The sequence below is a fragment of the Klebsiella sp. OBRC7 genome (assembly GCF_000293135.1).
GTDB lineage: Bacteria > Pseudomonadota > Gammaproteobacteria > Enterobacterales > Enterobacteriaceae > Klebsiella > Klebsiella michiganensis.
The window spans coordinates 26820-43239 of sequence record NZ_ALNJ01000001.1 but is presented as its reverse complement, the minus strand read 5'-3'; the positions used below and the strand labels follow the sequence as shown (position 1 = coordinate 43239).

13 protein-coding genes are annotated in these 16420 nt (G+C 59.3%); 7 read left to right on the top strand and 6 right to left on the bottom strand.

What is annotated here, in order from left to right:
* Nucleotides 1–2 precede the first annotated feature (2 nt).
* The 3 genes from truC to syd form a co-directional block, all read right to left on the bottom strand.
* Nucleotides 3–797 (bottom strand): tRNA pseudouridine(65) synthase TruC, encoded by a 795-nt coding sequence (gene truC, locus HMPREF1144_RS00225; protein ID WP_004853649.1) that lies wholly within the window; start codon nt 795–797, stop codon nt 3–5.
* Nucleotides 797–1126 carry a YqcC family protein gene (locus HMPREF1144_RS00220; protein WP_004124369.1) on the bottom strand — a complete coding sequence of 110 codons (330 nt, stop codon included), beginning with the start codon at nt 1124–1126 and terminating at the stop codon, nt 797–799. Before HMPREF1144_RS00220 ends, truC begins: the two co-directional genes overlap by 1 nt.
* Before the next feature lie 633 nt (nt 1127–1759).
* The gene (syd, locus tag HMPREF1144_RS00210; protein ID WP_009651556.1) at nt 1760–2305 is read right to left on the bottom strand and encodes a SecY-interacting protein; all 546 of its coding nucleotides are present in this window, start codon (nt 2303–2305) and stop codon (nt 1760–1762) included.
* Nucleotides 2306–2374: 69 nt separating this feature from the next.
* Between syd and queF the strand changes: the two genes are divergently transcribed.
* From queF to HMPREF1144_RS00185, 5 genes are all read left to right on the top strand, one after another.
* On the top strand, nt 2375–3220 hold the full coding sequence (gene queF, locus HMPREF1144_RS00205; RefSeq protein ID WP_004853651.1) for an NADPH-dependent 7-cyano-7-deazaguanine reductase QueF: 846 nt from the start codon (nt 2375–2377) through the stop codon (nt 3218–3220).
* Nucleotides 3221–3331: 111 nt separating this feature from the next.
* Nucleotides 3332–4699, top strand: coding sequence for a nucleotide 5'-monophosphate nucleosidase PpnN (gene ppnN, locus HMPREF1144_RS00200; RefSeq protein WP_004853652.1), 1368 nt, complete (start codon nt 3332–3334; stop codon nt 4697–4699).
* 544 nt (nt 4700–5243) lie between these two features.
* Entirely contained in the window at nt 5244–6533 is a 1290-nt protein-coding gene (locus HMPREF1144_RS00195; protein ID WP_004124376.1) for an HAAAP family serine/threonine permease, read from the top strand.
* Between the two features lie 53 nt (nt 6534–6586).
* Nucleotides 6587–7954 (top strand): L-serine ammonia-lyase, encoded by a 1368-nt coding sequence (locus HMPREF1144_RS00190; protein WP_004853657.1) that lies wholly within the window; start codon nt 6587–6589, stop codon nt 7952–7954.
* Between the two features lie 147 nt (nt 7955–8101).
* Complete coding sequence (locus HMPREF1144_RS00185) at nt 8102–9043, top strand: aliphatic sulfonate ABC transporter substrate-binding protein (RefSeq protein ID WP_004853659.1); 942 nt, start codon at nt 8102–8104, stop codon at nt 9041–9043.
* Nucleotides 9044–9207: 164 nt separating this feature from the next.
* Here HMPREF1144_RS00185 and HMPREF1144_RS00180 read toward each other — a convergent pair whose 3' ends face one another.
* The 3 genes from HMPREF1144_RS00180 to ssuD all read right to left on the bottom strand — a co-directional run bounded on the left by HMPREF1144_RS00180 (nt 9208) and on the right by ssuD (nt 13299).
* Nucleotides 9208–10614: an LLM class flavin-dependent oxidoreductase gene (locus tag HMPREF1144_RS00180; protein ID WP_009651628.1), complete on the bottom strand. Its 1407-nt coding sequence runs from the start codon at nt 10612–10614 to the stop codon at nt 9208–9210.
* Between the two features lie 73 nt (nt 10615–10687).
* Nucleotides 10688–12085 (bottom strand): FAD/NAD(P)-binding protein, encoded by a 1398-nt coding sequence (locus HMPREF1144_RS00175; RefSeq protein ID WP_009651574.1) that lies wholly within the window; start codon nt 12083–12085, stop codon nt 10688–10690.
* 41 nt (nt 12086–12126) lie between these two features.
* Entirely contained in the window at nt 12127–13299 is a 1173-nt protein-coding gene (gene ssuD, locus HMPREF1144_RS00170) for an FMNH2-dependent alkanesulfonate monooxygenase (RefSeq protein WP_009651608.1), read from the bottom strand.
* Nucleotides 13300–13569: 270 nt separating this feature from the next.
* On the opposite strand from ssuD, the gene HMPREF1144_RS00165 reads away from it, so the two are divergent.
* Together HMPREF1144_RS00165 and xni are read left to right on the top strand one after the other, a co-directional pair.
* Nucleotides 13570–15513, top strand: coding sequence for a sigma-54-dependent Fis family transcriptional regulator (locus tag HMPREF1144_RS00165; protein ID WP_009651554.1), 1944 nt, complete (start codon nt 13570–13572; stop codon nt 15511–15513).
* 109 nt (nt 15514–15622) lie between these two features.
* Nucleotides 15623–16378 (top strand): flap endonuclease Xni, encoded by a 756-nt coding sequence (gene xni, locus HMPREF1144_RS00160; RefSeq protein WP_009651622.1) that lies wholly within the window; start codon nt 15623–15625, stop codon nt 16376–16378.
* Nucleotides 16379–16420 lie beyond the last annotated feature (42 nt).

Genomic DNA, 16420 nt, shown 5'->3' with positions numbered 1-16420 from the left:
GACTAGCTCCCTGAATTGACCTGTATCTCTTCATCCTGACCGCAGTCGTCGGCAAACTCAACCCTTTCATTTAGCGGGAGAAGGCCGCGCCAGCCAAACTGCGACAGCGCGCGCATCCAGACGTCGTCAAGACCGGCGCGAATGACCAGCGGTTCGCCGGTAAAGGGATGCGTTAACGAGAGCTGACTGGCGTGCAGCATCAGCCGATCGCAGCCAAAATGTTCCGCCGCGCTGCGATTCTGCCGCAAATCGCCATGTTTGCTATCGCCGATAATCGGATGGCGAAGATGGGCAAGATGGCGACGCAGCTGATGTTTACGTCCGGTTTTCGGTTCCAGTTCCACCAGGCTATAGCGGGTCGTGGGGTAACGTCCGGTCGCCACCGGCATCTCTACCGTCGCCAGGCCGCGATAATGCGTCACCGCCGGCTGCGGATCTTTATTTTCGCGAGCGAACTTATCGGCGATTTTATCCAGCTCCTCAACCAGCGGATAATCAAGCACCGCTTCGTCGTTGAGCCAGCCGCGAGCGATCGCATGATAGCGTTTCTGCATTTGATGCTGCTCGAACTGCTGCGACAGCAATCTTCCCGCTTCGCTCGATAGCCCCATCAACAGCACGCCGGACGTCGGCCTGTCGAGACGATGGGCGGTGAACACGTGCTGGCCTATCTGGTCGCGCACGGTCTGCATTACCACCACTTTTTCATCACGATCCAACCAGCTACGGTGTACCAGCCAGCCCGAAGGTTTGTTTACCGCGACCAGCCAACGGTCCTGATATAAAATTTCCAGCATCAGGCTTCGCCGCCGGCAAACAGCGCATCCAGCAGGACCAGTTCGGCCAGCAACCGCTCGCGTACGGGGTGAGCGTTATCGAGGGCCATCTCATAATAGGGGGCAACGGCGAAGTTCTGCGGCAGCGGCATTCCGCTTTCCAGCAGCTGGCGCATACGCGGAATCAATACCCACTGCAGCCATTCAATCGGCTCCATGGTGTCGAGGCAAAACGGCTGTTCGCTGGCAAACGCGCGGCTATCGGGGGCACTATCCTGCCAGTGTTCCGTTTCGCGCAGCAGCGCTTCAATGGCGAGCAGGCGCTCGCGCACGCGATGGTCAAGAGTCATGGGAAACCTCGGTGAGTTAAAAACCGGCGCAGAATAGCAAATTCAGACGAGAAATAAAAAAAGGGAGCACTGTATAAAACAGTGCTCCCGGTTCGTTTTGCAGCAATCCAGCTACATTGGTGCTCCCTGCTCGTCCTTGAAAACTTTTCCTGAGGTCTCCTGACCATGTTCATCCATAAACAGTTGCATCCTGCTTTCACACCACCCCGATGCGAAATAACTCATCCTTAAGTCTATCCTGATCTTCCTGATCCACCGAACGTCCCGCTCGGCTCTCGTTCTCCTTCCTGGAGGTGTCCTTTTACGCAATCCCGCGTTATCCTGTGCTTCATCCTGAAGCCTGTCCTTGCAACGCCATCCCGGCGGGTCCTGCAGAAGCGTCATCATCCTGATGTTCACTTCGTTTATCAACTCCCTGTCGATGCGTATAGAATCCCTGATTCCGCCCTGTCTTACAACCCTTGTTAAGGCAATATCTTAAGATTAATCGTCAGTATCCTTAATGAGAAAATCATTAATCACTTGAAAAATATTATATTTCTTAAAATACGCCGCCTGAAGGATCGGCTTAAATGATGACGATCTCTTACAGGTCTTGTAAGAGATCTCTCACAAAAGTTTGGGTACTGTGGATTACAGAACTGGCTTAAGGGAATTAAGGAAACCCGCAAGCGAGGGAGAAAGGGTCGTCCGTTTTCGGGTGCCGAGGGTCTCTTTGATCACTTCACCGCTCATATTACAGACCGAAATGACCTCCAGCTCGCTGTCCAGCGTGGCGATAAACAGCGTGGGCGACAGCTTCAAACGCTTTTGCACCAGCAGATGACCAATCAGATTCTCCTGCACCCGCTGGAAATCATCCGGGCTCCAGGTTTGCAGCAGCGTCATGGTTTCATCGGCAAAACGCGCCTGCATATCACCGGCAAACTGAGTGGTATAATAAGCATGAAGCGGTTGTTGTACCACAATCTCCAGCGCCCGTTCAACCGCGTGAATGTTTTGTTCTAATGAAAACGGCTGCGGCTGCCAGAAAACGCCGTCATCATCCGTGCCGTTGACGCACGGCGACGGGATACCGTAAAGCTCTTCGCTGCGCGGCAGGCTGGAGCGCTGCTGCTGCCACGCCTCACAATAACGTTGGGTAAATGCTTGTAGCGCTTCTGCGGTTTGCTGGTCCACCGGTTTCTCTCTTCACGTTAGACAGGATACACTTGGCATATAGTGTAACCGCTTTAACTATGGTGAAACATGTCTTCTTACGATAATCATCAGGCGCTGGCCGGCCTGACGCTCGGAAAATCAACCGATTACCGCGATACCTACGACGCCAGCCTGCTTCAGGGCGTCCCGCGCAGCCTGAACCGCGACCCGCTGGATCTGCACGCCGATAACCTGCCGTTTCACGGCGCCGATATCTGGACGCTGTATGAGCTCTCCTGGCTGAACGCCAAAGGCCTGCCGCAGGTCGCCGTGGGCCACGTGGAGCTCAGCGATACCACCGTAAACCTGGTGGAATCAAAAAGCTTTAAGCTCTATCTCAACAGCTTTAACCAGACGCGCTTTGCCGACTGGCAGGCGGTCGAGGCGACGCTGGCGCGCGATCTCAGCGCCTGTGCGCAAGGAGAAGTGAAGGTAGCGCTGTATCGCCTCGATGAGCTCGAAGGCCAGCCGGTCGCTCATCTGCATGGCACCTGCATCGACGACCAGGATATTGAAATCGATAATTACCAGTTCAGCGCCGATTACCTGCAGGACGCCGCGGCCGGCAAAGTGGTCGAAGAGACCCTGGTCAGCCATCTGCTGAAGTCCAACTGCCTGATTACCCACCAGCCAGACTGGGGGTCGGTGCAAATCCAGTATCGCGGGGCGAAAATCGATCGCGAAAAGCTGCTGCGCTATCTGGTGTCATTCCGCCATCACAACGAATTCCACGAGCAGTGCGTAGAGCGCATCTTTAACGATATTCAGCGTTTCTGCCAGCCGGAAGCCCTTTCGGTTTATGCGCGCTACACGCGACGCGGCGGTCTGGACATCAACCCGTGGCGCAGCAATACCGATTTTGTGCCGGCCACCGGTCGCCTCGCCCGTCAATAATCAACATTTTCACAATTTGCGTGCGTTAACCCGCGCGCAAGGTTGTGAAAACGCCATCAGCAGGGCTATTGTAATCACAGGAAGACGATAATCGTCCTGTAAGGAGTTCACTTGATTACACACGTTAGCCCGCTTGGTTCAATGGATATGCTGTCGCAGCTGGAAGTGGATATGCTTAAACGCACCGCCAGCAGTGACCTGTATCAACTCTTTCGCAACTGCTCGCTTGCTGTGCTCAACTCGGGGAGCCTGACCGATAACAGCAAGGAGCTTCTGTCTCGTTTTGAAAACTTCGATATTAACGTGCTGCGTCGCGAACGCGGCGTGAAGCTGGAACTGATCAACCCGCCGGAAGACGCTTTCGTTGACGGGCGTATTATCCGTTCCCTGCAGGCCAACCTGTTTGCCGTACTGCGCGATATCCTGTTCGTCTACGGCCAGATCCACAACACCGTCCGCTTCCCGAACCTCGATCTTGAAAGCTCGGTGCATATCACCAACCTGGTCTTCTCCATTTTGCGTAACGCCCGCGCCCTGCACGTTGGCGAAGCGCCAAATATGATTGTCTGCTGGGGCGGCCACTCGATTAACGAAAACGAATATCTGTACGCCCGCCGCGTTGGCACCCAGCTGGGTCTGCGCGAGCTTAACATCTGCACCGGCTGTGGACCGGGCGCGATGGAAGCGCCGATGAAAGGCGCCGCCGTCGGCCACGCGCAGCAGCGTTACAGAGACAGCCGCTTTATCGGGATGACCGAGCCGTCGATTATCGCCGCCGAGCCGCCGAATCCGCTGGTGAACGAACTGATCATCATGCCGGATATCGAAAAACGTCTGGAGGCGTTCGTACGTATCGCCCACGGCATCATCATCTTCCCGGGCGGCGTGGGCACGGCGGAAGAACTGCTCTATCTGCTGGGCATTTTGATGCACCCGTCGAACAAATCGCAGGTTCTACCGCTGATTCTCACCGGGCCAAAAGAGAGTGCCGATTATTTCCGCGTGCTGGACGAGTTTATCGTCCATACGCTGGGTGAAGCCGCCCGTCGTCACTATCGCATTATCGTTGACGACGCCGCGGAAGTGGCCCGGCAGATGAAAAAAGCGATGCCGATGGTGAAAGAGAATCGCCGCGAGACCGGCGACGCTTATAGCTTCAACTGGTCGATGCGCATTGCGCCGGACCTGCAGATGCCGTTCGATCCGACCCATGAGAATATGGCCAACCTTAAACTCTATCCGGACCAGCCCGTGGAAGTGCTGGCAGCGGATCTCCGCCGCGCCTTCTCCGGTATCGTCGCCGGTAACGTTAAAGAGGTGGGTATCCAGGCTATCGAGAAATTCGGTCCGTATAAGATTCACGGCGACCCGGCAATGATGCGCCGCATGGACGATCTGCTGCAGGGCTTTGTGGCCCAGCATCGTATGAAGCTGCCGGGCGGCACCGCTTACATCCCCTGCTACGAAATCTGTTCCTGAGTTCTCTTCTGCTCTTCTCCCGGGCGGCGGCTTACGCCCCCGGGCTATTTCTCCCCGCCCGGGCCGCACTCTTTCTCCGCTTTTTCGCTTATCCATTCGCCCGTATGCTTTCCAGATAAATCATTCCTTTTATGAATTTTTAGCATCGCCTTTACAAAAGCCAATCGTTTGCGTTTCCAAAAACTGCAATAAATATCACCAGGAAAAACGCCTTTTAACGTAAAAACGTCGAGAACTTCGCATTTTTACAGTAAAAACCTCGTTATTACGTCGCGCCACTATTCTCTCATATGCTGAAAATGATAGCCTCCGCGCCACAAATCTCTGGCTGATCACCAGAAACAGGCTGTTGGACTAAAATTGCTTACATTTAAAGTGGATTATTGCATTTGAGATCGCGATCACTGATGCATTCACCATATAAATGTATCTTCCCGCACCAATTGTTACGGAGAAAATGCCTAAAAAACCGTAAACAAACGAATTTCATATTATTTGGTCTTTTTTATTCAATAGATTTTGTTGCTTCCTCCAGGAGATACAGATGGAAACCACTCAAACCAGCACCATCGTTTCGGATGCTACCCGTAGCGGTTGGCGTAAGACGGACACCATGTGGATGCTGGGCCTGTACGGCACGGCTATCGGCGCGGGCGTCCTGTTTCTGCCGATCAACGCCGGCGTCGGCGGCATGATCCCGCTGATCATCATGGCGATTCTGGCCTTCCCGATGACCTTCTTCGCCCACCGCGGGATGACCCGTTTCGTGCTGTCCGGTAAGAATCCGGGCGAAGACATCACCGAAGTGGTCGAAGAGCATTTCGGCGTTGGCGCAGGTAAGCTGATTACCCTGCTCTACTTCTTCGCCATCTACCCGATTCTGCTGGTCTACAGCGTGGCGATCACCAACACCGTGGAAAGCTTTATGCTGCACCAGCTGCATATCACGCCGCCGCCTCGCGCCATTCTTTCCCTGATTCTGATTGTCGGCATGATGACCATCGTGCGCTTCGGCGAGCAGATGATTGTGAAAGCGATGAGCGTGCTGGTGTTCCCGTTTGTGGTCGCGCTGATGATTCTGGCCTTTTATCTGATCCCGCAGTGGAACGGCGCGGCGCTGGAAACCCTCTCCCTGAGCAGCGCGACCGCGACCGGCAACGGCCTGTGGATGACCCTGTGGCTGGCGATTCCGGTGATGGTGTTTTCTTTTAACCACTCGCCGATCATCTCCTCCTTCGCCGTGGCGAAACGCGAAGAGTACGGCCAGGGCGCAGAGAAAAAATGTTCCAGCATTCTGGCCCGAGCGCACATCATGATGGTGCTGACCGTCATGTTCTTCGTCTTCAGCTGCGTACTGAGCCTCTCCCCGGCGGATCTGGCGGCGGCGAAAGATCAGAACATCTCGATTCTGTCTTACCTGGCGAATCACTTTAACGCGCCGATCATCGCCTGGATGGCGCCGATCATTGCGATGATCGCCATCACTAAATCCTTCCTTGGCCACTACCTGGGCGCTCGCGAAGGCTTTAACGGCATGGTGATTAAATCCCTGCGCGGTAAAGGCAAGTCCATCGAAATCAATAAACTGAACAAAATCACCGCCCTGTTCATGCTGGTCACCACCTGGATTGTGGCGACGCTGAACCCCAGCATCCTTGGGATGATCGAAACCCTGGGCGGCCCGATTATCGCGATGATTCTGTTCCTGATGCCGATGTACGCGATTCAGAAAGTCCCGGCGATGCGCAAATACAGCGGCCACGTCAGCAACGTATTCGTAGTGATTATGGGCCTGATTGCTATCTCCGCGATTTTCTACTCTCTGTTTAGCTAATATCCCCCGCGCCGCTTAACGGCGGCGCGCCTCCCGACAGCACTGGATGCATCATGATCAGCGTATTCGATATTTTTAAAATCGGCATTGGCCCTTCCAGCTCCCACACCGTTGGACCGATGAAAGCGGGCAAACAATTCACGGACGATCTTATTGAGCGCGGGCTGCTTCCCGAGGTAACCAAAGTCGTCGTCGATGTCTACGGATCCCTTTCCCTGACCGGTAAAGGCCACCATACCGACATCGCAATTATTATGGGCCTGGCGGGCAACCTGCCGGATACCGTCGACATCGACGCGATTCCCGGCTTTATCCAGGACGTTAACACCCATGGCCGCCTGATGCTGGCGAACGGCCAGCAGGAAGTGGCGTTCCCGGTCGATCAGTGCATGAATTTCCACGCCGACAACCTGTCGCGGCATGAAAACGGCATGCGTATTACCGCCCTCGGCGGCGAGAAGGTTCTCTACAGCCAGACGTACTACTCCATCGGCGGCGGGTTTATCGTCGATGAAGACCATTTCGGCGTGACCGCCGAAGCGCCGGTCGCGGTCCCTTATCCGTATAAAAACGCCGCCGATCTGCAGCGCCACTGCCGCGAAAGCGGGCTATCGCTCTCCGGCCTGATGATGCAAAACGAGCTGGCGCTGCACAGTAAAGAAGCGCTGGAGCAGCATTTTGCCGCGGTCTGGGAAGTGATGAGCAGCGGAATTGAGCGCGGCATCACCACCGAGGGGGTTCTGCCGGGCAAGCTGCGGGTGCCGCGTCGCGCCGCCGCGCTGCGCCGGATGCTGGTAAGCCAGGACAACACCAACAGCGACCCGATGGCGGTCGTTGACTGGATTAACATGTTCGCCCTGGCGGTTAACGAAGAGAACGCCGCCGGCGGACGCGTCGTGACCGCGCCGACCAACGGCGCCTGCGGTATCGTACCTGCGGTGCTGGCCTACTACGACAAGTTCATCCGCAAAGTGAACGCCAATTCGCTGGCGCGCTATATGCTGGTCACCAGCGCCATTGGCTCGCTCTATAAGATGAACGCCTCAATTTCCGGTGCCGAAGTGGGCTGCCAGGGTGAAGTCGGCGTAGCCTGTTCAATGGCGGCGGCCGGACTGGCTGAACTGCTTGGCGGCAGCCCGGGTCAGGTATGCATCGCGGCGGAAATTGGTATGGAGCACAACCTCGGCCTCACCTGCGATCCGGTTGCCGGCCAGGTGCAGGTGCCTTGCATCGAGCGTAACGCTATCGCTGCGGTCAAGGCGGTCAACGCCGCGCGTATGGCCCTGCGCCGCACCAGCGAGCCGCGGGTGTGCCTCGATAAAGTCATCGAGACCATGTACGAAACGGGCAAAGATATGAACGCCAAATATCGCGAAACCTCGCGCGGCGGCCTGGCAATGAAGATTGTCGCCTGCGATTAATGCCCCCTCCCGGTATGCTGCGGCATGCCGGGCTTCCTTTCCCTGCCCTCCTCCTTCATTTATGTTATATAAATGATAATTTAGTTATTTATTAGTTATAAAGACGATTTGTTACCTTGCGGAAAAACCGCTCAAGGAGAACAAATCATGCTCAGATTATCCCGCCCGGCGCTGCTGCTACTGCTGGCAGGCTTATCCGCTTCCGCGCTGGCGAAAGCGCCGGAGACCGTGAATATCGGTTATCAGAAAGCCAATATCTTCGCGCTGCTTAAATATCGCGGCACCCTCGATGAAAGCTTCAAAAAGCAGGGTATCGCCGTCCGCTGGATTGAATTTCCCGCCGGGCCGCAGATGCTGGAAGGGCTGAACGTCGGCAGCATCGACCTCGCCGCCACCGGCGATGCGCCGCCGGCCTTTGCTCAGGCGGCGCAGGCGGATCTGGTCTATTTAGCCCACTCCCCGGCGAACCCAAAAACCGAGGCCATCGTGGTGGCGGAAAACTCGGCAATTAAGAGCGTGGCCGATCTTAAGGGCAAGCGTGTGGGGCTCAATAAAGGCTCCGACGTAAACTACCTGCTGGTGACCGCGCTGGAGAAAGCCGGGCTGAGCTATAAAGATATCACGCCGGTCTATCTGCCGCCTGCTGACGCCCGTGCCGCCTTCCAGCGCGGCGCCATTGACGCCTGGGTTATCTGGGATCCGTTCCTCGCCGAAGTGGAAACGAACGCCAAAGCGCGACAGATTGGCAATGCCGAAGGGCTGGTGCCGCACTACACCTTCTACCTGGCCAGCCGCAAATTTGCCGACACCTATCCGGATACCGCAAAGCAGGTGGTGGATGAGCTGGGTAAACTGAGCGAATGGGCCAACGGTCATCAGGACGATGCCGCCGGGATCCTCTCCACCTCAACCGGGCTGGATAAGGCTATCTGGCTGAAGACGCTGGCGCGTCTGCCTTATGGCGCCGAGCGTATGACGCCTGCGGTCTATAACGAACAGCAGGCGCTGGCGGATACCTTCACCCGTATCGGCCTGCTGCCGGTGAAAGTCGATGTTCGCAGCGCGACCTGGTCGCTGGATAAACAGTAAGCCTTCCCTTCCCGGGTCGCGCGCAGGCGCCTTACCCGGGCTACCGGCCCGCAGAGGGTGGTGGACCCGTAGCCCGGACAGGCGCGTCAAGCGCCGCCTCCGGGAAAAACCTCCCGCCCCACAGTACAGCCCCTCACCCTTCGGGGAGAGAGGGACCGGCAAAATTAACTCACCTTCTCTTCACGTCCGACCGCGACCTGCGCGCCGTAGCGATAGCCTGCGCCCGGATGCGGCGCAGCCAGCCGCGGGCCGGCGCCAAACAGCTTCTCGCGCAGGGTTCCCTCGCGATACTCCTGCTTAAACACGCCGCGCTTTTGCAGCTCCGGAACCAGCAAATCCACCACGTCGCGGAAGGTTTCGTGGGTCACCGCATAGGCGAGATTAAACCCATCGACGTCGGTCTCTTCGACCCAGGACTGCAGCTCATCGGCGACCGTCTGCGGGCTGCCGACCACCAGCGGCCCGAAGCCGCCGATCCCCGCCCAGTCCGCCAGCTTCTGCACGGTCCACTGGCTGTTCGGATCGGCGGTGGAAAACGCCTCTACCATCGACTGAATCGCGTTGGTATGCAGATACTCCAGCACCTGATCCGGCTGATACTGACCAAGGTCGATGCCGGTCCAGCCGGAGAGCAGCGCCAGCGCCCCTTCGTAGCTGACGTACGGTTTATACTCCTGCCATTTAGCCTGAGCTTCACGGTCGGTTTCGCCGACGATGACCGTCTGCATATTGAAGATCAGGATGCTGCGCGGATCGCGCCCGGCTTCCCCGGCGCGACGGCGAATATCCGCCACCGTCTTTTTCAGCAGCACTTTCGACGGCGCGCCGACAAATACGCACTCCGCGTGGCCGGCGGCGAACTGCTTGCCGCGGCTGGAGGCGCCAGCCTGATAGAGCACCGGCGTACGCTGCGGCGACGGCTCGCAGAGGTGGATCCCCGGCACCGAGAAGAAGTTCCCCTGATGGTTAATCGGGTGAATTTTTCGCGGATCGCTGAAGATCTTACGTTCCCTGTCGCGCAGCACCGCGCCATCCTCCCAGCTCCCCTCCAGAAGCTTATAGACCACCTCCAGATATTCATCGGCGTAGTCGTAGCGGGCGTCGTGGTCGGTCTGCGCTTTCTGGCCAATATTACGCGCCCCGCTCTCAAGATAGGAGGTCACGATATTCCAGCCCACTCGCCCCTTCGTCAGATGGTCGAGGGTTGAAAGACGGCGGGCGAACGGATAGGGATGCTCAAAAGAGAGCGAAGCGGTCAGGCCGAATCCCAGATGCTCCGTCACCAGCGCCATCGGCGTAATCAGCGCCAGCGGATCGTTGACCGGCACCTGCGCCGCCTGGCGGATCGCCGCATCGCCGTTGCCGTTCAGCACGTCATAGACGCCCAGCACATCGGCGATAAATAGCCCGTCAAACTTGCCCCGCTCCAGCAGACGCGCCAGGTCGACCCAATACTCGAGGTCTTTATACTGCCAGGAGCGGTCGCGCGGATGGGCCCACAGCCCCGGCGACTGATGGCCGACGCAGTTCATATCAAAAGCGTTCAGACGAATTTCACGTTGTGATGACATCGCACTCTCCACGGCGCGCCCCGCTGTCGGGACGCACGCATAATCATTAAAGGAATCAGGGGATAAAAGGCGTTCAGAACGCCGGACATCGGGCGGATTGTTTGACACCCAGGGTCCGCAGCGCTTCGTCGGCCACGGCGGCGGCATGGTCGGCCACCTGCGGCAGCCCCATTAATTCTCCGAAACAGGCCCGCGCGGCGGGTCCGGAAACCAGCAGATTGGGCGTAATCCGCCCTTCCCGGCCTATCGCCCGCGAGCGGCGATCGACGTCCAGGCCAAGGCCGAACGCATCGGCGCGAATCAGCCCACGCTGGCTTAGCTGACGCAGCAGCGGCTGGCTGTCGGTCAACCCGCCGTGCGCCGGGCCGGTGGTTAAAATAAAGTGGTCAGCGCTCACCCGCAGCGTTTCACCGCGCCGGGGAGCCAGGGTTAGCGCCAGCTTTTGCGCGTCGCCTTCCAGCGCCGTCAGCCTGGCCGCCAGCACCCGCAGGCTGCCGTCGCGCTGGCGCTGCTCAAGAACCCCGGCGACCTGCGGAGCGATACGGTAGCGGTGAACGTCCCAGTAGCTGCGCAAATGACGCAGGAAACGCTGGCGATCGGCCAGCGTCAGCCCCTGCCAGATGCTCTGCCCCTGATTACGCACCGCGTCCAGCACCACCTGCCAGGCCTGTCCCTGCTCCGCCGCGCGCTCGATATCCAGACGGATTTGCCGCAGCCGCTGGCGCAGCGTTCCGCGATCGTATTCGCCAGGCCAGGGTTCACTACTGCCGCTGAGGTTGCTGCGGGACAGCAGCCCGCGGCGTGAAAATGCCGCGATCGGCCCCCGATGGCCCAGACGCGTCAGGGTCGCGACGGTGTCCGCCATCGTCAGGCCGGTGCCCATGACCGCGACGCTCGCTTCCGGGGCGATAGTTGCCAGCACGCCCGCTCGCCAGGGGTTAGCGATGAGCGCCGGATGCGTTGCGAACGGCGTCGCCAGCGTCGGCAGCGAGGGCGGCGGATGGCTGATGGCCAGCACCAGCAGATCGGCCTGCAGCCGACGCCCGCCGTCGGTGATAACTTCACCATGATTAACGCTCAGCGCCTGCTCGCGCAGATGCTTCAGCCGCCCGCCGCTGGCGCGCGCCTCCTCGGCGAAACGCTGGGCGACATAGCGGCCAAACTGACCGCGCTGCGGATAGACCGCGCCATCCTCCAGCAGCGCCTGCGGATCTTCTGCAAAAGCAGGCTGGCTGCGGTACCAGCGGTCGAACGCGCCCTCCTCTTCACCGGCAAGCTGCATCCGCGCGGCAGGAACGTTAATCCGATGGCTCGGTTCGGTCGTGGAGTAGGCCACGCCCGCGCCGGGCACCTCGCGCGGCTCCAGCAGCGTGACCCGCACGCCAACCGGCGCCAGGCGCAGGAGATGAATAGCCACCGCCGCACCGCTAAATCCGCCGCCGACAATCACCACGTGCGGTTCAGTTTGCATAGCCCACCGCCTTCACAAATCGGTGTAACATACGCGCCTCCTCAGCTTGCGCTGACCTGTTTCACCGGACGCTTATCGCCGCCGATGGTTTCGCCAAACGGGCCGGTATTGACGCTACGCGCCTTCGGCTGATCGTGGCCTGCCAGCGGCAATAGCGGCATGACCAGGTCAGCGAAACGATGGGCTTCTTCCAGATGCGGGTAGCCGGAGAAGATAAAGTTGGTGATACCGAGCGCCTGATATTCACGAATGCGTTCTGCCACCTGCCGCGGATTGCCGACCAGCGCCGTCCCGGCCCCGCCGCGCACCAGCCCCACGCCCGCCCACAGGTTCGGCGCAATACGCAGATTGTCGCGCGATCCTTTATGCAGCGAACTCATTCGCGCCTGGCCGGTGGAGTCCATACGGGCAAAAATTTTCTGCGCCTGGGCGATAGTTTCGTCATCAAGGTGTGAAATCAGCCGATCGGCGGCGGCCCACGCCTCCTCTTCGGTTTCGCGAACAATCACATGCAGACGAATCCCGTACTGCAACGTGCGGCCCCGGGCGGCGGCGCGCTCGCGCACTACCGCCAGCTTTTCGGCCACCAGCGCCGGCGGCTCCCCCCAGGTCAGGTAGGTATCGATTTGATCGGCGGCGACGTCGATGGCTTCCTCAGAGGAGCCGCCAAAAAACAGCGGCGGGCCGTTTTCCTGTACCGGCGGAAACAGCACTTCCGCGCCTTCCACGTGGATATGATCGCCGTGATAATCCACCTTTTCCCCTTTCAGCAGGCGTGAGTAGACGTCGAGAAATTCGCGGGTGACCTGATAGCGTTCGCCGTGGCTGAGGAAAATACCGTCGCCTTTGTTCTCCACCGGATCGCCGCCGGTCACCACGTTAATCAGCAGCCGACCGCCCGACAGGCGGTCGAGCGTCGTCGCCATCCTCGCCGCCAGCGTCGGCGGCTGCAGGCCCGGACGAACGGCCACCAGATAGCGCAAGCGGCGGGTCAGCGGCGCCAGCGCCGAGGCCACCAGCCAGGAGTCTTCGCAGCTTTTCCCCGTTGGGATCAGCACGCCGTAGTAGCCGAGGCTGTCGGCCGCCAGCGCCACCTGCTGCAGGTAAGGCAAATCAACCGGGCGTCCGCCCTCCGAGGTGCCCAGATAGCGGCCATCGCCGTGGGTGGGCAGAAACCAGAACACGTTGATTTTATCGTCGGTTTTTTGCGTCATTATCCATTTCCTATATAACCATATCCGATATTTATCGAAGAGTTGTTTTAATTTGGTTATATGAGTGTTAGCGATAATCGTGCCAATGGTGAATAAAAAATTAACAATATAAATTCAGTGAGTTACAAAAAACCGAACCTCACGCCGCTGTTGCAAATGCCGCAGCCAATGCGTCCGGACTGCGGCATTTGCAACAGACCGGCGAGTTAGCCCTCTGGTTTCCGTCCCCGGCACAGGATAACTTCAGGACATCAAATACCGGAGGTCACCATGCTGAACCCTGAATTTCCATCCTCTACGCCCGCGCTGATCGACCCGGCGTCAAAAGCGTTTCAGAGCCTGCTGGATAAACTGGCCCCCACCGAGGCGACCGTGCTGATTGTCGGCGAAACCGGCACCGGTAAGGAGGTCGTCGCCCGCTACCTGCATCACCATAGCCCGCGCCGCCACCAGCCATTTCTGGCCGTCAACTGCGGCGCGCTCAGCGAAAGCCTGGCGGAAGCGGAGCTGTTCGGCCATGAAAAAGGGGCGTTTACCGGCGCGGTACAAGGCCATCCCGGCTGGTTCGAGGCGGCGGAGGGTGGCACCCTGCTGCTCGATGAAATCGGCGAGCTTAGCCTGCCGCTTCAGGTCAAACTGCTGCGCGTTCTGCAGGAGCGCGAAATCACCCGCGTCGGCTCGCGCAAGGCCATTAAGGTGGACGTGCGGGTGATCGCCGCCACCCACGTGGACCTGATGCAGGCCATCCGCGAGCGTCGTTTCCGCGAAGACCTCTACTATCGCCTGAATATCGCTCTCGTCCCGCTGCCGCCGCTGCGCCAGCGTCGCCAGGATATTCCCGTACTGGCGGACCATTTTCTCTCGCTCTACGCCCGCCGCCTGGGCCGCCCGGCTCGTCGTCTGGCCCCGGAGACGCTGGCAAGGCTGATGGAGTACCCCTGGCCGGGCAATATTCGCGAGCTGGAAAACACCCTGCATAACGCGGTATTGCTGAGTAAAGAAGAGGAGATCGGCCCCGCCCAGCTGCGGCTGACGACGCTGAACAATGAGCCCTCGGCGGCGGGCGATAATGAGCTCGACGATTTTATTCGTCGTCAGCTTTCCCTGCCGGGCGAGCCGCTGTGGGAAAGAGTCACCGGGGCGCTGATACGCGGCGCGATGGCCCACAGTGATGATAATCAAAGCCAGGCCGCGGCGCTGCTCGGTATCAGCCGCCACGCGCTGCGCACGCAGCTGGCAAATTTAGGCATCATTAAAAGCCGCCGCCGTCAGGAGCCCCGCTACAGCGCGGCGGTCAAAAAGGTCTCTCGCGACCGGGAACTGCGCATCGGCTTCCAGCACTTCGGCAATCTTGGCATCCTGAAAGCGCGGCGAAGTCTCGAGCAAGCCTTTGCCAGCCGCGGCGTCAGCGTGCTGTGGAGCGAGTTCCCCGCCGGGCCGCAGCTGCTGCACGCTCTCGCCTGCGATGAGATCGATTTTGGCACCACCGGCGAAGCGCCGCCGGTTTTCGCGCAGGCCAATAACAGCGAGCTGGTCTACGTCGCCTGGGAACCGCCCGCGCCGCAAAGCGTGGCGATGGTCGTCCCGCAGCACAGCGACATTCACACCCTTACCGACCTGCGCGACAAGCGCATCGCGCTGAATAAAGGTTCTAACGTGCACTGGCTGCTGCTGCATATCCTGGAAGAGGCCGGGCTGGCATTAAACGACGTCAAAGTGGTCTATATTCCGCCGAAATATCCGCTGACCGCCAGCGATTACCTGGCGGTGGACGCCTGGATGATGTGGGATCCGCTGCTCAGCGACGCGGAATATAGCGGCGAATTACGGGTTGTTGCCAGCGGCGAGGGGCGCGTCAATAACCACCAGTTCTACCTGTCGCACCGCGACTACGCCAGCCGCAATAGCGATATCATGCAGCGCCTGTTAGCCGAACTGGCGCAGACCGGCCAGTTTATTGACCAGCACCGGGAGCAAGCCGCCGGACTGCTCTCCGCCGAGCTGGGGCTTAATGCCGCCTCTCTGACGCGCGCCTTATCGCGCCGCAGCCATCGTCCGCGGCCGATGGATCTCAACGTGATTCGCGCCCAACAAAGTATCGCCGATCGCTTTTACGCTCTGGGGCTTATCCACAAACCGGTTTCGGTGCGCGAGGCGGTCTGGTACGGCGAAGCCACCAATAGCGATCTCGGCCTGCTGATGCACGTTGATTAGCCGGAAACTGCGAGTCATCTTCCTGATTTCCCTGGCGCCAATAGCCTCATCCGCGCGGCGATGTTACCCTGAATGGCACTGCAATAAGAGCCTATTTATGAGGATATCCGTGGCCGTTCATCTGTTAATCGTCGACGCACTTAATCTGATTCGCCGCATCCACGCGGTGCAGGGGTCACCCTGCGTCGACACCTGCCTGCATGCGCTTGAACAGCTGGTGGTCCATAGCCAGCCAACCCACGTGGTGGCGGTATTTGATGATGAAGACCGCGGCCACGGCTGGCGACATCAGCGTCTGCCCGATTATAAAGCCGGGCGCGCGCCGATGCCGGAGCCCCTCGAAGCGGAAATGCCCGCGCTGCGGGCGGCGTTTGAGCAGCGCGGGTTTCGCTGCTGGGCGCTCAGCGGCAGCGAAGCTGACGATCTCGCCGCGACCCTGGCGGTAAAGGTGGCGCAGGCCGGCCATCAGGCAACCATCGTTTCAACCGACAAAGGCTACTGCCAGCTGCTGTCGCCGACGATTCGCATCCGCGACTATTTCCAGAAGCGCTGGCTCGACGCGCCGTTTATCGCCAAAGAGTTTGGCGTGACGCCGGAGCAGTTGCCCGACTACTGGGGGCTGGCGGGCATCAGCAGTTCAAAGGTTCCCGGCGTGGCGGGCATTGGGCCGAAAAGCGCCGCCCAGCTGTTAACCGATTTCCAGGATCTGGAAGGAATCTACGCGCGGCTGGCGGACGTGCCGGAGAAGTGGCGCAAGAAGCTGGAAGAACAGAAAGAGATGGCCTTCACCTGCCGGGACATCGCGCGCCTGCAAACCGATTTACAGCTGGACGGCAACCTGCAGCAGCTGCGGCTGTCCCGGTAGCGCCGGGCCGCGGTGCGCGCGGCTTCCCGCAGGCGATGCTGC

Coding starts and splice junctions, on each gene's coding strand:
- truC (WP_004853649.1), bottom strand. CDS start 797: ATGCTGGAAATTTTATATCAGGACCGTTGGCTGGTCGCGGTAAACAAA.
- HMPREF1144_RS00220 (WP_004124369.1), bottom strand. CDS start 1,126: ATGACTCTTGACCATCGCGTGCGCGAGCGCCTGCTCGCCATTGAAGCG.
- queF (WP_004853651.1), top strand. CDS start 2,375: ATGTCTTCTTACGATAATCATCAGGCGCTGGCCGGCCTGACGCTCGGA.
- HMPREF1144_RS00195 (WP_004124376.1), top strand. CDS start 5,244: ATGGAAACCACTCAAACCAGCACCATCGTTTCGGATGCTACCCGTAGC.
- HMPREF1144_RS00190 (WP_004853657.1), top strand. CDS start 6,587: ATGATCAGCGTATTCGATATTTTTAAAATCGGCATTGGCCCTTCCAGC.
- HMPREF1144_RS00185 (WP_004853659.1), top strand. CDS start 8,102: ATGCTCAGATTATCCCGCCCGGCGCTGCTGCTACTGCTGGCAGGCTTA.
- HMPREF1144_RS00180 (WP_009651628.1), bottom strand. CDS start 10,614: ATGTCATCACAACGTGAAATTCGTCTGAACGCTTTTGATATGAACTGC.
- HMPREF1144_RS00175 (WP_009651574.1), bottom strand. CDS start 12,085: ATGCAAACTGAACCGCACGTGGTGATTGTCGGCGGCGGATTTAGCGGT.
- ssuD (WP_009651608.1), bottom strand. CDS start 13,299: ATGACGCAAAAAACCGACGATAAAATCAACGTGTTCTGGTTTCTGCCC.
- HMPREF1144_RS00165 (WP_009651554.1), top strand. CDS start 13,570: ATGCTGAACCCTGAATTTCCATCCTCTACGCCCGCGCTGATCGACCCG.